The organism is Trueperaceae bacterium, assembly GCA_031581195.1.
GTDB lineage: Bacteria > Deinococcota > Deinococci > Deinococcales > Trueperaceae > SLSQ01.
In genome coordinates, this window is the sequence record JAVLCF010000001.1 from 22,578 (window position 1) to 37,503 (window position 14,926).

General features: G+C 74.0%; 11 protein-coding genes, 1 tRNA gene and 1 pseudogene. 10 read left to right on the forward strand and 3 right to left on the reverse strand.

Annotation, left to right across the window (positions count from 1 at the left end; genetic code table 11):
* The first annotated feature begins 91 nt into the window (after positions 1-91).
* On the forward strand, positions 92-5,608 hold the full coding sequence (locus RI554_00135; protein MDR9390418.1) for an Ig-like domain-containing protein: 5,517 nt from the start codon (positions 92-94) through the stop codon (positions 5,606-5,608).
* A gap of 98 nt (positions 5,609-5,706) precedes the next feature.
* Positions 5,707-6,285, forward strand: a complete 579-nt coding sequence (gene msrA, locus RI554_00140) for a peptide-methionine (S)-S-oxide reductase MsrA (protein MDR9390419.1) — start codon at positions 5,707-5,709, stop codon at positions 6,283-6,285.
* A gap of 7 nt (positions 6,286-6,292) precedes the next feature.
* Here msrA and msrB read toward each other — a convergent pair whose 3' ends face one another.
* Together msrB and RI554_00150 are read right to left on the reverse strand one after the other, a co-directional pair.
* Entirely contained in the window at positions 6,293-6,718 is a 426-nt protein-coding gene (gene msrB, locus RI554_00145) for a peptide-methionine (R)-S-oxide reductase MsrB (GenBank protein MDR9390420.1), read from the reverse strand.
* Between the two features lie 52 nt (positions 6,719-6,770).
* A complete protein-coding gene (locus tag RI554_00150) occupies positions 6,771-7,433 on the reverse strand; it encodes a dienelactone hydrolase family protein (GenBank protein MDR9390421.1) in 663 nt (220 codons plus the stop codon).
* Between the two features lie 126 nt (positions 7,434-7,559).
* Between RI554_00150 and RI554_00155 the strand changes: the two genes are divergently transcribed.
* The 6 genes from RI554_00155 to RI554_00180 all read left to right on the forward strand — a co-directional run bounded on the left by RI554_00155 (position 7,560) and on the right by RI554_00180 (position 13,278).
* A complete protein-coding gene (locus RI554_00155) occupies positions 7,560-8,060 on the forward strand; it encodes a hypothetical protein (GenBank protein MDR9390422.1) in 501 nt (166 codons plus the stop codon).
* Between the two features lie 32 nt (positions 8,061-8,092).
* The gene (locus RI554_00160; protein ID MDR9390423.1) at positions 8,093-8,590 is read left to right on the forward strand and encodes an 8-oxo-dGTP diphosphatase; all 498 of its coding nucleotides are present in this window, start codon (positions 8,093-8,095) and stop codon (positions 8,588-8,590) included.
* 77 nt (positions 8,591-8,667) lie between these two features.
* The gene (locus RI554_00165) at positions 8,668-10,536 is read left to right on the forward strand and encodes a 7TM-DISM domain-containing protein (GenBank protein ID MDR9390424.1); all 1,869 of its coding nucleotides are present in this window, start codon (positions 8,668-8,670) and stop codon (positions 10,534-10,536) included.
* Positions 10,537-10,541: 5 nt separating this feature from the next.
* Positions 10,542-11,267 carry a response regulator transcription factor gene (locus RI554_00170; GenBank protein MDR9390425.1) on the forward strand — a complete coding sequence of 242 codons (726 nt, stop codon included), beginning with the start codon at positions 10,542-10,544 and terminating at the stop codon, positions 11,265-11,267.
* A gap of 717 nt (positions 11,268-11,984) precedes the next feature.
* A complete protein-coding gene (locus RI554_00175) occupies positions 11,985-12,440 on the forward strand; it encodes an Ig-like domain-containing protein (protein MDR9390426.1) in 456 nt (151 codons plus the stop codon).
* A 217-nt stretch (positions 12,441-12,657) separates the two neighbouring features.
* Positions 12,658-13,278: a hypothetical protein gene (locus RI554_00180; GenBank protein MDR9390427.1), complete on the forward strand. Its 621-nt coding sequence runs from the start codon at positions 12,658-12,660 to the stop codon at positions 13,276-13,278.
* An 8-nt stretch (positions 13,279-13,286) separates the two neighbouring features.
* Here RI554_00180 and RI554_00185 read toward each other — a convergent pair whose 3' ends face one another.
* Positions 13,287-13,901, reverse strand: a complete 615-nt coding sequence (locus RI554_00185; GenBank protein MDR9390428.1) for a flavin reductase family protein — start codon at positions 13,899-13,901, stop codon at positions 13,287-13,289.
* 246 nt (positions 13,902-14,147) lie between these two features.
* On the opposite strand from RI554_00185, the pseudogene rplS reads away from it, so the two are divergent.
* Positions 14,148-14,495: pseudogene (gene rplS, locus RI554_00190) on the forward strand (50S ribosomal protein L19).
* 295 nt (positions 14,496-14,790) lie between these two features.
* Positions 14,791-14,866, forward strand: a tRNA-Ala gene (locus tag RI554_00195).
* Positions 14,867-14,926: the final 60 nt, after the last annotated feature.

The following is a 14,926-nucleotide window of genomic DNA, read 5'->3' on the forward strand; positions in this document are numbered from 1 at the left end:
CGCCGTGTTACGTCGCGCCGTTTTCGTCGCGGCCCAGACCTCGAGGAGGTACGCGATGGTGGAGACGGCGCTTGGAGCGGTTTCGAGAGGGGTGCGTACGGTCCGAGGGACGGCGACCTTCGCGGCGCTCCTCACCCTGCTTGCGATGGGGTCGGTCCAGGCGGAGACCACCCCCTGCGACCTGCTCATGGGCGGGACCTACGACGCGGCCACGGGCACCTGTTACCTGACCTTTGGACAAAACAAGTCGGTGACCCTCGACGTGCCGGGAGGGATCGACACCCTCGACGTGTATCTGCAAGGGGGTTCCGGCGGGGGTGCCTTCGCAAACTCCAACCACGGGTATGGGGGCCAGGGCGGGCGCGTCCGGGGGCGCGTCGGCGTCACGCCGGGCCAGCAACTTCACATCGTCACCGGGTACATGGACGCCTTCAGTGGTGGTTCGGGGGGTGGCTATTCGGGATGCTCGCGGGGCGGCGGCGGCGGCAGGGCCTCCGGCGTGTTCGACGGCAACCGCGCGCGCAGCAACGAGGCGCTGCTGGTCGCCGGCGGCGGCGGGGGGGCGGCGGGATCCCAACACTGCAAGCACAACTTCGCCTCCAACGGAGGCCACAGCTTCAACAACCGCACGAACATCTCTTGGAGGTCCATCGGGTCGCGTGGAGGTGGTGGACGCGGCGGCTCCTTTGATACCGCGACCAACGGCGGTGGGACCGGCGGGGGTGGCGCCGGTGGCGGTGCCGGAGGGCGAGGTGGCACGTCGGGTTCGCGCAGCACCGCCGGAGGGGGCGGCGGCTCCGCCTACCGCGACGGTCGCGTCGCCGCCTACGCGTTCGGTCGTGGCAACAACTTCAAGGACGTCGCGGGGAACACCCCGTGGGCGTCGATCCGCTACGACGCGGGCGTCAGCGTGCTCTCACTGGTGCGGGGCGACGCGAACCCAACCAACGCTTCGCGCGTGCGCTTCGACGTCACCTTCAGCGAGGCCGTCGGCGGAGTCGACGCCGACGCCTTCGTTCCCACCGGCGACGTGGGAGGAAGCATCGTCGGCGTCGCGGGCGACGGCGCCTCGTACGAGGTGACCGTCGACCTCGACGCCGGCGACGAAGGGGTCGCCGGACTGCGCGTTCGCGCCGACGCCGGCATCACCTCCCTCGCGACGAACCTGGGGCTGGTGGCCGACCACGACACCGGCGAGACGTACGACGTCGACGTCACGCCTCCGCACGTCGAGGACGGATCGATCGCCGTCACGGGGGCGAGCTCCGCCGACGGGTTCGCGGTGGGCGACGCGCTGACGTTGACGTGGGACGACGCGGCCTCGGGGGAGGCCTTCGGGTACGCCCGGATCGCCGTCGACCTCGCCGAGGTCGAGGGGCCGTCGGACGCCGCCGCGGTCTCGTCGAGCGACGGGTGGACGACGACGTACGACGTCCCGGCCGGCGACGACGCCTGGCGCGACGCCGCGCTCCACGTCACCGTGGAGGATGCGGCCGGCAACGTGACGGACGTCCCCAGCGCCGTGCTCGTGAACGTCGACGGGATCGTGCCGGAGGTTCGCCCCACCGCGCTGCAGATTGCCGGCGGCACCGGTCCCGGCGGCGGCTACCAGGTCGGTGACCAGGTGAGCGTGACGTGGGCCGCCGCGGCGGAGGGCGCCGGCGTCCACGCCGTCCACGCCGACCTGAGCGCCTTCGGGCAAGGGGCCGACGTCGCGCTCGTGTCGACCTCCGACACCACGTGGACGGGCACGTGGGAGGTGACGCAAACCGTCGATGCGACGGTCGACGTCGAGGTCCGCGCCACCCGCCCGTCGGGCAACGAGGGAACGGCCACCGTCCCGGTCCGCGTCGCTTCGCTCGACGACTCCGTCGTTCGCGTCGCCGCTCCGGCGGCGGTGTCGACCGAGCACCCTGAGGCGTTCATCTCCGTCGAACTGCGCGACGCACGTGGCGGCGCGATGGGCGCGAGCGCGGGGACCGTGGAGCTCACCACCGATCGGGGGACGCTCGGAGAGGTCGAGGACCGAGGCGATGGGCGCTACACGGCGGTGCTGACCGCCGCGCCGGAGGCGGGGGGTGGGACCGCGACGATCGCCGCGACGTTGGACGGTGCGCCCATCGACGCGACGGCGACGGTGCGGGTCGACTTCGCGGCGCCCGTCGTGTCGGCCGGCGACGTCACGGTCACCGGGGCCACGGGCCCCGACGGGCGCTACCGGATCGGCGACGTTCTCACGATCACCTGGAACGATCCCGAGGCGGGCGGCGCCAACGCCGACGTCGAGGCGGTCACGGTCGATGCGTCGGCGCTCGGAGGGGCCGACGACGTCGCCGCGACCGCCGCGGGGAGCACGTGGACCGCCGCGTACACCGTCGCGAACACCGGTGTGGCCGGAGACGCCCTGCGGATCGGTCTGCGCGTGCGCGACGGGTCCGGAAACGTCGCTACGGCGTCGCGCGTCGCCGAACTCGCGGTCGACGCCGCCGCCCCGGTCGTGACGCGCGAGAACCTGCGGACGTCGGGCGGGACGGGCACGAACGGAGCGTTCCGGGCGGGCGACGTCGTGACCGCCACCTGGCGGGCGGGGGCGACCGGGGACGGCAACGTCGACGTCTCGAGCGTGACCCTCGATTTCGGGGCGGTGGGGGGCCCGACGTCCGCGCCCGCCACGCAGGACGGGGACACCTGGCGTGCCGCGTGGACGCTGCCCGACCCGTTGGCGGTCGACCGGTCGGACGCCACGATCGGCCTCACGGCCGACGACGCGGCGGGCAACGTCACGACGTTCAGCTCGTCCCCCTTCGAGGTGGATGGCGTCGCGCCGACCGTGACGTCGGCCGCGCTGACGGTCCAGGGCGCGAGTGCCGCCGGTGGGGTCTTCAAGGTGGGCGACGTCGTCGAGGTGCGCTGGGACGACGGGCCGAGCGGCGACGCGAACGCCGACACGATCGCCGGAGTGGAGGTCGACTTCGGGGCGTTCGGTGGTCCGGAGCGGCGGACGGCGACGCGGGAGGGCGACGCCTGGGTCGCGACCCACCCGCTGGGGGTGGGAACGTTGAGCGCGACCGACCTCGCGGTCGGGGTCCACGTGCGGGACGACGCAGGGAATACCGCATCCGCCGCGACGCCGGAGGCGATCGCCGCCTACACCGTGGCGCCCTCCACCCCCACGCCGGTCGTCCTCGGCCCGGGCGACGGGTCGACGGGATCGGCCCGGGTCCGGGAGGGGGACGCACCGGTCCTCGCCACGGCGGACGTGCGCCCCACCCTCGCCGGCCGCGTCGACCCCGGGACCACCGTGACGCTGTTCGTCGACGGGGTGGCGCACACGACGTTCGCGCCCGATGCGGACGGGGCGTGGGACTACACGTTCCCCGACGCCTTCGAGGACGGCGCCTACGAGGTCCAGATCGCGGCGACGGCGCCCGGCATCGCCAACACGTCCCCGCCGTCCGAACCGGTACGGCTGCTGATCGACACGAAGCCTCCCGACGCCCCTCCCGTCCCCAGCGTCGTGGCGCCTTCGGGGACCGACGTACGTCCAGAGGCGGGCGACGCCCGCTACGTCACGAGCGACCCCAACCAAACGATCTCGGGCAGCGGGGAGGTGGAGGCGGACGTCGTTCTGTACGTGCGGCCGGCGATGGGGGCCGCCGCCGAGCCCGCGTCGGCGCGCGCCGTCGCAACGCGCGCTGCGGCGGCCAGTCCCCCGACCGCCCCCTCCACGAGCGCCGCCGCGAACGACGGCTGGTCGGAGGTGGGGGACGCCCCCATCGATCCCGAGGGATCGTGGACCTTCGCCTTCCCCGACGGGGGTCTCCGGGAGGGGGACAACGACGTGGCGGCCGTCGTGCGCGACGCCGCCGGGAACCTCTCGCCGATGTCGGGATCGATCGTCGTGCACCTCGACACCGCCCGCCCGACCCTGGCGTTGCGGACGCCCGCGGAGGGGGACGGCGCCGTCGCCGTACCGACGCAGGCGACGTTGCCGGTCTCCGGAACGTCGGTCGGGTTGGCCGACGGCGCCGTGGTCCGGATCGTGGCGGACGACGCGACCCAGCGGGTGGAGGCCGAGGCCGTCGTCGAGAACGACGCCTGGCAGGCCACGGTCGACCTCACGCCACTCGACGACGGCCCACTGACGCTGCGGGCCACCGCGACCGACCGCGCCGGCAACGCTGCGGAGCCGCGGACCCTGGAGCTCGTCAAGGACGTCGTGCGTCCGACCGTCCGTCTGGAGGGCCCCGAGGGGGTCGAGGGGGCGTTCGAGGTGACGGTCGTCTTCTCCGAGGCCGTGCACGGATTCGAGGCCGCCGACGTCGCCATCGAGGCTGCGGCGGTGGCGGAGGTCCGTGCCGCCGACGGCGGCACGACCTACCGGCTCTCCATCGACGACGTCGAGCTCGGGGAGCGCGTGACGATCGCGGTCCCCGAAGGCGTCGCCCACGATTCGGCGGGGAACGCCAGCCACGCCTCCGACGTGCTCGAGATCCGTACCGGGAGCCCCGCGTCGGCGTTCGAAGCGCACCGCGACACCGTCGAGGCGTGGCTGGACGAGGCGGCGCGCGACGACCTGGAACGGACGGTCGCTGCGGCGAGCGCGCGCTTGGACCCCCGCCACTGGGCCGTTCCCGGCGGAGCGTCCGCGCAGGCCTGCGCCGCCGCTGGGGCGTCGCGAACCGACGCCGATCCCGGCGGGTGCTCCGGCCCTTCGGTCGACGTCTGGAGCGCCGGCGAGGTGCGCGGTGGGGGCGCCGACGCCGAGGGGCGCGTGCGGGTGCGGGTGCCACGAGGTCCGGCGGGTCGAGCGTGGCGGGTGGCGGCCGGGTACGCCGTCGACACGTTCGCCGAGGATGCCGTGGCGGCCGCCGACGTCGAGGTCGGCTGGACGCGTACGTCGCTCGCGACGTCGAGCGCAGCCCGCTTCGGGGTGGCGTGGCGCGCCGACGTGCGCGCACGGGAACGGCGCGACGACGCCCTGGCCGGCGCGAGCACCACGATGGGGGCGTCGCTGATGACGTACGCGACCCGACGTCCGTGGCCGGGCGTCGAGGTCCGCGGGCTCGCCCTCGTGCGCGCGAACCGCGTCGGTCTCGACGTCGCCGACGACGAGGTTCGCCTGCTCGCCGTCGCCCGCGGGACCACGGCGGTGGTGGCCCTCCAGGTCGAGGGGCGAGCCCCGCTGGAGGGTGCGCGCTTCGTGCCCCGCGCCGAGATCGCTGCCGGGCGCACGTGGCCTGGAGCGGCGCAGGTCGACGCGGAGGCCTACGGACGCCGAACGTCCGGTCTCGTCGCCGACGTCGACGGCGCCTGGATGGCCTCCTGGGTCATGCGTCCGCACTGGACGTCGGCCCCGTTCGGGGTGGGCACCGACCGCGCGACGTGGCAGGTGTCGGCGGCGCCGGGCGTGGCGTGCCGGTGGTCGGACGTCCCGTCGGCCGCACCCCGTCTCCCCTGCGAGCCCGATCTCGAGGTGTCGCTGACCCGGAGTCGGGAGGGCTCGGGCGGCGCGTGGGAGACGAACGTCACCGCGGCGCTGGACGGCGGTGGGTACGGGCTCACGATTGCGACGCGCGGAACGTTCCGCGGCTCGGTCGGTCCCTGAGCGGGAAGGGTCACGGTGCGGCGTCCGGCCGCGGGCGTCGCGCACGAACGTGACCCGGCGCCGGGTCGCCGCGGCGGGCGCCGGCGTACCCTACGCGCATGTCCGAACCCACGCTCCACACCACCACCCTGGGCGGCGGCTGCTTCTGGTGCCTCGACGCCGTCTACCGCGGCGTCGAAGGCGTCCACGAGAGCGTCGCGGGCTACGCCGGCGGGCACGCCCCGCACCCGACGTACGCCGACGTCTGCACCGGCACGACCGGCCACGCCGAGGTCGTGCGGCTCACGTACGACCCTGCGGTCGTCACGTTCGACGACCTCCTGAACGTCTTCTTCTCGGTCCACGACCCCACGACGAAGGACCGCCAGGGGGCGGACGTCGGGCCGCAGTACCGCTCGATCGTGCTGGCGGAGAGCGACGCGCAGGCGGAGGCGGCCCGCGCGAAGATCGCCGCCCTCGACGCCGAGGGGGTGTTCGGGGCGGCGATCGTGACCGAGGTGGAGCGCCTCGAGACGTTCCACCCGGCCGAAGGCCACCACCAGAACTTCTTCGCCAACAACCCCGGACAGGGGTACTGCGCGGCGGTCATCGCACCGAAGGTGGCGGCGTTCCGCGCGCGCCACGCGGACCTGCTGAAGCCGAACCGCGCGACGCCCGGGTCGACCGGCGGGGCTTGAGCGGCGCTCAGGCGCCGCCGTCGGGCACGAAGCGCAGCGCGACGCCGTTGCTGCAGTAGCGCAGCCCCGTCGGGTCCGGTCCGTCCTCGAAGACGTGCCCGTGATGCCCGCCGCACTTCGCGCAGTGGTACTCCGTGCGGGCGTAACCGACGTGGTAGTCGGTCTTCGTCTCGAACGCGCCGGGGAGCGCGGTGTGGAACGACGGCCAGCCGCAGTGCGCGTCGAACTTCACCGACGCGTCGAACAGCGGGTGCCCGCAGGCGGCACAGACGTAGCGTCCGGGCCGCCACTCGTCGTTGAGGGGGCTGCTGCCGGGGCGTTCGGTCGCCTCGTGGCGCAGCACCCGGTAGGCGGCGTCGTCGAGGCGTTCGCGCCAGTCGTCGTCGGTCAGGGCGGTCGGGTCGAAGCCGGCGTCGCGCGGGTCGTCGTTCATGCCGCGAGGGTACGCGGGCGGCCCCGATCCGTCGGTGGTCCAGGACGCGGCGTCAGGCGTCCGTCTCCCCGAACGCGCGGGCGACGAGCGCCCGCCCGACCTCGAGTTGGTCGGCGCCGATCGTGTGCCCCAGCCCCGGGTACAGCCGCACCTCGACCTCCGCGCCGAGGCCCCGGAGGATCTCCGCGCTTTCCTCGACCCGCCCGGTCGGGATGTGCGGGTCGGGGTCGGCGCTGCCGAGGAACGCCGGCGTGCCGGCCAGGTCGCCGGCGTACGCGGTTCCGTCGAGCGTCTCGCCGATCAGGCCGCCGGCGAACGCCAGCACCGCGCCGAGCGGCGTCCCGCGGCGGGCGGCGACGTCGGTCGCGAGGCAGGCGCCCTGGCTGAAGCCCCCCAGGACCGTCCGGGCGGGGTCGATGCCGGCCGCGGCGAGCGCGTCGAGGGTCGCGCCGACCTTCGCGCGCGCCGAATCGAGCCACGGTTGGTTCACGGCCTCGGGCTCGACGAAGCGGCGGGGGTACCAGACCGATCCCGCCGCACGGGGGAGGCGGACCGCGACGCGGGCGGTGCGGCCCTCGAGCAGCAGGTTCGCGAGGGGCGCGAGGTCGTCGGGGGCGGCGCCGCGCCCGTGGATCAGGACCAGGGCGGCGTCCGCGTCGTCGGGGGCGGCGCCGGCCTCGAGGGGCGCGAGCGGCCCGTGGGGATCGTCGTTCACGGTGGACCTCCTGCCGGCATGAGACCACGGCGTCCGCCGGGCGCGCGTCGGCCGCCCCGCGGATCCGCCGGCGCCGCTGCCGCCGGCGCGACCCGGGTCGGGCCGGCCGCTCGGTACCTTGGGTGCATGACGCACGACGCCGCTTCCGACGACGCCCCGCAGGTCGCCCCCGCGCACGATTGGCCCGACGCCGAGGATTGGGTGTGGCACGGCCCCCTCGGGGCGCCCGGCACGTGGGGGACCCCCGGCCTGGTGATGGCCTTCAACCTCGAGTGCCCGGGCTGCATCTCGCGCGGCATTCCGTTCCTCAAGCGCCTGCAGGGGGAGCACGGGGACGCGTTGCAGTTGGCGTTGCTGCATACCGCCTACGGGCACCGCGACCTGCCGCGCGACGGCGTCGAGCCGGAGCTGCTGCGCTTCGCCGGCGGTTTCGCGCGGCTCACGATGCCGATCGCGCTCGACGTGAGCGGCGAGCGGGCCCGCCGGTGGGGGACGGAGGGCACGCCGCACTGGTTCGCCTTCGACGCCGGCGGCACCCTCGTGCGCAGCGTCTACGGGTCGCAGGAGAACGCGCAGACGCGGCTCGAGTACCTGCTCGACGAGTTGGTGCAGGCCCCCACCTCGTGACGCCGGCCGGCAGCGCCGGCGGGGCGGCTCGCATGATTCCGAGCACCCTCGTGTACGTCGTGCGGGGGGACGCGGTGTTGATGCTCCGCAAGGCGCGGGGCCACCAGAAGGGCAAGTGGAACGGGTTGGGGGGCAAGGCGGAGCCCGGCGAGATGCCCGAGGCGTGCGCGGTGCGCGAGGTGCGCGAGGAGGCGGGCCTCGAGGTGACCGACCTGCGCTACCGAGGCCTCATCGTGTTTCCGCGCTTCGACGGCCTGAACGATTGGTACGTGTGGATCTACCTCGCGTCGGCCGACGGCACGCCGGTGGGGGGCGACGAGGGCGAGGTCGCGTGGATCGACCGCGCCGACCTCGCGACGCTCGAGCTGCACGAGGGGGACCGGGTCTTCCTGCCGTGGTTGTGGCAGCGCGACCGGACGTTCTCGGCGCGCTTCGATTACGAGGACGGGGCGTTCCGGGGGCACGAGGTGGCGTTCCATCCTGGGGGGATGCGCGGGGGATCCGGGAGCGTCGGGCGCGTCGAGGGGTAGCCTCCGGAGGTGGGCGCGGCCGTACGCCGAGCGCTCCGATCGGACGGGGATCGGCTCGACCGTGGGAGGAGGGCGGCATGCACGACGGAGGCGCGCGGTGTCGAGGTCCGGCCGTCCGGTGGGTGGCCGTCGCGCTCGTGGTTCTGGGGCTCTCGGGTGCGTACGCGGCCGAGCACCTCGGCTACTACGAGGACGTCGAGGGGACGGTGCCGCTCGAGCAGGTTCCGGACGCGCCGTTCACGCCGGTCGAGCGGGGCGTCGCGCGCGGGTACGGCGACCTGGCGACGGTGCACTGGTTCGAGGTCCGCGTCGTCCCGGACGTGGCGGAGCGGTGGTACCTTCTGCATCTTCGACCGCACCACGTCGATGACGTCCGTCTGTACGAGCTCCGCGGTGGGGGTCTTCGCCACGTGGAGACGGTCGGGATGTACGCCGACGCCGTGAGCGACCCACGCAACCCGGGTCTGGCGGGGTTCGTGCTCGAGCCGGGACCGGCGCCGGCGACGTACTTCGTCGCGATCTCGACCCGCGATTCGATGGCGGTGTCGATGCAGGTCCTGGGGGCCTCCGAGGCCCGCAGGGTGTTCCTTCGCACGGCGGTTCTGTCGATCGCCTACGTGGCGCTGGCGCTGGCCGCAATCTTCGCCACGGTGGCGTCGTTCGCGTTCCATCGCGACCCGATCTTCCTGGCGTTCGCGGTCGCGCAAGCGGTCTGGTTGGCGTCCTTCACGCTGCTCGAGGGGTACCCGGTGTTCGGGTCGGTCTGGGGGGCGCCCGTCGGGCCGGCGTTCGACGTGTCCATCCCGCTGGCGACGCTGGCGGCCAACCTGTTTCACGGCACGGTCTTCGCGCGATACGGGACGCGCCGATTCGCGGCGTGGGGGTTCGGGCCGTGGGCGGCGACGTCCGCGGTGGCCGCGACGCTGGTGGCGGCGGGGTTCGTCACGGCCGGGCTGCAGGTGAACGGGGTCGCCGTCGTTGCGACGCCGTTCGTGCAGTTGATCGGGGCGGCGTCGCTCCTCGAGCGGCACCCTCGGCCGAACGGCGTGATCGTGGCGTATGCGGTGCTCGGACTGGTGACGCTCGGCTGGGTCGGATCGTTGGTGGGCGCGACCCAACCGAGTCCGTTGACGGAGTGGGCTCCGTTGGCGTACGGCATTTCGACGCTCGCGCTGATGTTCTCGATCGTCGTTCAGTTCGAACGGGAGGCGTACGCACGGCTCCACGAGGCGGAGCGTCAGGTGCAGGCGTGGCGCGCCCGACGCGACGCCGAACGGCGGGCTCGGGCGCAGCGCGTGGAGGTCCTCGACGCCATCGACCACGACGTGCGCAACGCCTTCGGCGTGATCGGCATGAACGTGCCGTGGTCGGGCCTTCCCCCGAAGGCGCGCAGCCGGAGTGAGGCGGCGTTCCACGCCGTCGAGCAGGGGCTCGACCGCATGCGGCAGCTCGAGGCGAGGGCGGACCAGGCCGCCGACGAGGGGCCGTGGGAACGGCGCTACGTCGTCGCCGGTCTGCGCGAGCTCGTGATGCAGCGCTACGCCACGTCGGATGCCGTCGCCGTGACGGGGGACCGGTCGCTCGCCGTACGGGTCGATCCGTATGCCTTCGAGAATGCCTTCGGCGAGCTGCTCGACAACGCCGCAAAGTATGCTGCTCCCGGTACCCGTCCGGCGGTCTCGGTGCAACGACGGCCCGGCGCCGGGTCCGGCGCGACGTGGATTGCGTCGGTCTGCGTGAGCAACGACGTGTCGCACGACGCGGCGCTCGACGTCGAGCGCGTCTTCGATCGGCACTACCGCGGCGATCATGGGGCGTCGTTGCCGGGTGAAGGCATGGGCCTTGGGGTCGCGCGGTCGTTCGTGCATCGCCTGGGCGGCACGATCGAAGTGACATTCGAGAAGGGGGTATTCGAAGTATGGATCCGACTTCCAGCGGAAGCGTAGCGGTCGTGGAGGACCACGCGGATTTGGCGGCGAGCATCGTGGACGTCTTGGTGGATGCCGGGTGGGACGCGCGCGCGTTTCCGAGTGCGGAGACGTTCCGGCACGCGCTCGCGACCTTCACGCCCGACGTCGCCGTCGTGGATCTGAACCTTCCGGGGGAGGACGGGGTGTCGCTGACGCAGTTCCTGCGGAGCGCCCAGCCCCGCATGGGGGTCGTGATGCTGACGGCGCGGACGTCGGAGCTCGATCGGCGCGTCGGGTACGAGGCGGGCGCCGACGTGTACGTGGCCAAGCCGGCGCGGCCGGACGAGTTGACGACGATCGTGGGGCGCATGCTCGAACGCCTCCGCGGGGGGGCCGGGCCGCGCGGCGTCGAGGCGCCCTACCGCCTCGACGTCGAACGTCTGGTCCTCGTTGGGCCCGACGGAACGGAGGTGCCGCTCCTTCCGCGCGAGGCGTCGCTCGTGCAGCGGTTGGCGGAGGCCGGCGCGAGCGGGCTCACCAGCGAGGCGATTCGAGAGCTGGAACCGGGGGCGTCGGTCTCGAAGGGCTCGATCGAGGTGCGCATCACGCGCCTTCGCGAGAAACTCGAGGGTGCGGGGTTGTCGCGTCGGTTGGTCGTCGCGATTCGCGGCGTCGGCTACCGCTTGGCCGAGCGGGTCGTCGTGTCCGACCCCGCGCCGGGCGGGCCGTCGGCCCTTCGGGACCCCAACCAAACCGACGACAACTGACTCAACCTGACATAACCTTGCACGTCCGTGGTAGCCTCCCGCTTCGTGACGCCGAGGACGCCCCCCCGCCGTCCCGCTCGCCCGTGGTCCACGTGGCCGGTGCGCGAGGCGACCCTCGCGATGCTTCTCCTCTTCCTCGGGACGACGGAGCGTTCGCAGGGGGCGCGCGCAACGCCGCCTCCGCCCGACGCCGCGACCCCCGTCGCGGGGGGCGCCGCGCCTCCTTCGGCCGGGGTCCAGGCCGCGTCGGGCCACGAGGCCCGTCCCGCCGCGCTGCGCCCCCCACCCCTGTCCGCCCTGCCGGGGAGGGTCGACCCGACCGCGACCCTCGACCTTCGGACGCCGCCCCCGTCGTGGCTGTGCTCGCTCTCCGGGGATCTCGATGCCGTCGGGGGAGGTGCGCCAGCCGCCGAGGCCGGATCGGCGCCTCGCTCCGAGCGTCCGTGCGCGCCGGCGTGCAGCTCCGTTCGGGCTGCCTCCGCGTGCGACGTCGGGCCGGGTCCCCTCCGGATCCGCGCGAAGCCCCACCTCGGCATCGCGGTGGACGCCCCGGTCGCCGACGCTCCCCCGCCGGCGCGCGACGACGCGCGCGGCCTCGCCTGGCACGGCCGGATGACCGCGGGGGTGGGGCGTGGCCTCGTCCGCGTGCGCGTACGTCGCGGACCCGACGAGGTCCGCGCGCGCGCCCCGGTGGTCGTGGGATCGTGGGGGGTTCACGTGGACACCCGCTCCCTCGGGGAGGGGGTCGCGCACATCACCTTCGAGGCGTTCGACGGCCTTGGGCGGGCCGCGCAGCCCGTCGACACGTGGGTCCGGATCGACCGCACCCCTCCGACCGCCGTCGTCGAAGCACCGCCCCAAGCGAGCGGACGGTTCCCCGTCGTCGTGGCCTTCTCCGAACCGGTCCAGGCGTTGCGGGCGCGCCACCTCGACGTCGACGGCGGCGTGGCGACGCACGTCGACGGCGACGGCGCGGTCTACGTCGTCGACGTCGTACCCGACCGGAACGCCGACGACGTGCGCGTCGCCGTCGACGTGGGCGTCGTCCGCGACGCGGCCGGACACGCGAACGCGCGCTCCGACGTCGTCACCGTCGTCCACGACCCGCCACGATGGACGCGCCTCGTCGACGGCGTGCCGACGCGCTGGGTCGCGAGGGCCGCCCTGCGCTGAGCCCGCCGTCGACGACCGCAGGCCGTACGCACGGCCCACGCTTCGCCGCGGCCCCGTCCGGTCCACGCCCGACGCCGTCGAGAGGGTTTGGTGACGAGGTCGACCCACGGGCCCGGCGAACGCGGCATGATGAAGGGCACGTGGGGCGGGGCACGGAGGTGCGCCCGCCCCGCAGGACGGACCCGAACCGAAGGGGTCCGAGCGACGCGGGAGGCGTATGCAGCTCGATCTGAACGACGGACGGACGCAACTCGGCGTGGCCCTCATTGCGCTCGGGGCGCTGGCGTTGCTCGCCAACACCGGCTGGTTGGCGGGCGTGGGTCGCCTCGTGGGCGTGATCGTGTTCGCCGCCGCCGGCGCGGTGGTGCTGAGCGCAAGCCGCGACACGCCCGGCCGCCTCTGGACCCTCCCGGTCGGGTTCGGGCTCGTGGGGCTGGGGGTCGCGAACCTGCCCGGTCCCTGGTGGGCGGGCGCCCCGTTCGTCGCGGTCGGCTTGGGGTTCCTGGCGATCCACCTGCGCGATCCCGCCCGCGAGCGCGGGTGGGCGCTCCTTCCGGCCGGCCTGACGATCGCCCTCGGGGTGGCGGCCGGCGTCGACGAACTGCGCGGCGTGCCGGACGAGGTGGGCGGCGTGGTGCTGTTCGGGGGGGCGGCGGCGACGTTCTTCGCCCTCACCCGCCTCCGGCATCGCCCGCAACGCTGGGCGATCTGGCCGGCGGCCGCCCTCGCCCTGGTGGCGCTGATGGTGCTGGCGTCGGGGGGCGGCTGGTGGCTTCCCGCCGCGTTGATCGTGGTCGGGGCGGCGTTGTTCGTCGCGCCGTCGCTTCGTTCCCGCTGAGGCCGGCCTCAGTCCTCCGGCGGCCAGGTGGGACGCGGGACCGCGAAGACGTCCCCGAGCGACGCGTAGTCCAGGCCGGCGAGGCGCGCGACCGGGTCGAGGGCGCGCACGTCGACGTAGCCCTGGGCGTCGCGCACGTCGTCGCGGACGTGCGCGAGCAGGACGCGACCGAACACGACGGTGTTGCCGCCGTCGGGGATGGCGTAGTGGTGGAGCGTCTCGCACTCGAACGCGACCGGGGCGGCCGCGACGCGGGGGGCGGCCACCCGCTCCGACGGGGTGGCGTCGAGGTGCGCGAAGTCGAACTCGTCGACGTGCTCGGGCGCTTCGACGCTGGTGTCGTTCATGGCCTTCACCAGGTCGGCGCCGGCGACGTGCGCGACGAAGCCGCCGGTCGCGACGGCGTTGCGGCCGGTGTCCTTGAGGACGCCGTCGCGCGACCCGACGCTGAACATCAGGACCGGGGGGGTGGAGGCGGCGATCGTGAACCAGGAGAACGGCGCGAGGTTGCGGCGGCCGGCGTCGTCGACGGTGGAGATCCAACCGATGGCGCGCGGGACGACGGTGCCGTTCAGGAGTTTGTGGCGTTCCTTGGCGTCCAGGGTGTCGAGCTCGATGCGCATGCGCGAAGCCTACCCATTCCGGGGGTGACGGGCGTCCCGTCGCCGGGGGTGGCGTGCGGCGTGGCCGCTCGGAGCCCCGCCTCGGAGCTCCGCGCGTCGCCGAACACCCGAACCCATCCAGGCGCTTGCGCCGGTGGGCGCGAATGCGCTAGGCTCGTACGGCTGTGTCGCGGCCGGAATCGGCCGCCCCGCGCGGAACGCGTCGCGCGGTGGGACACGACCTCAACGCGCAGTCCGGGAGAGACGATGAAGTACAACAAAGGCGCGATCCTGCGCTCCATCGAGCAGCCGTTCGTTCGCGACGACGTCCCCGACTTCGACACGGGCGACACCGTCCGCGTCGACTACAAGGTCGTCGAAGGCAACCGGAGCCGCATCCAGTCGTTCGAGGGCGTCGTCATCGCCCGCAAGAACGGCAAGGGGGCGCGCTCGACGGTCACCGTCCGTAAGGTCAGCTTCGGCGAGGGGGTCGAGCGCGTCTTTCCGCTTTCGAGCCCGTTGATCGACGGCATCGAGGTGGTGCGGCGCGGCCGGACCCGTCGTGCGAAGCTGTACTACCTCCGCGAACTGCGCGGCAAGGCGTCGCGCCTGAAGGTCGACGTCCGCCGGCAGGAGGAGGACCGCGCCGCCGCCCGCACCGCGCGCGACGCCCGGAAGGCGGCGGCCGCTGCCGACGCCGACGCGGCCGCCAAGGCGGAGCAGGAGGCCGCCGCCGCGGAGGCGGCGGAGGCCGAAGCCGCGGCTACCGCCGAAGCGGCAGAGCCGGCGGAGGCGGATACGCCCGACGAGGACGCGAAGGAAGGCTGACGGCGCGGGCGGCCGCGCGTTGACAGCGCGCGGTCGCCCCGCTACACTCGTCGTTGCTCCGAGGTGCGGAGCTTCGTTGCATGGGGCCGTGGCGCAGTTGGGAGCGCGTCTGAATGGCATTCAGAAGGTCAGGGGTTCGAATCCCCTCGGCTCCACCACAGAGACGCCCCCGCCGACCGGCGGGGGCGTTCTTCGTGCAGGGCGTTCTTCGTGCAGGG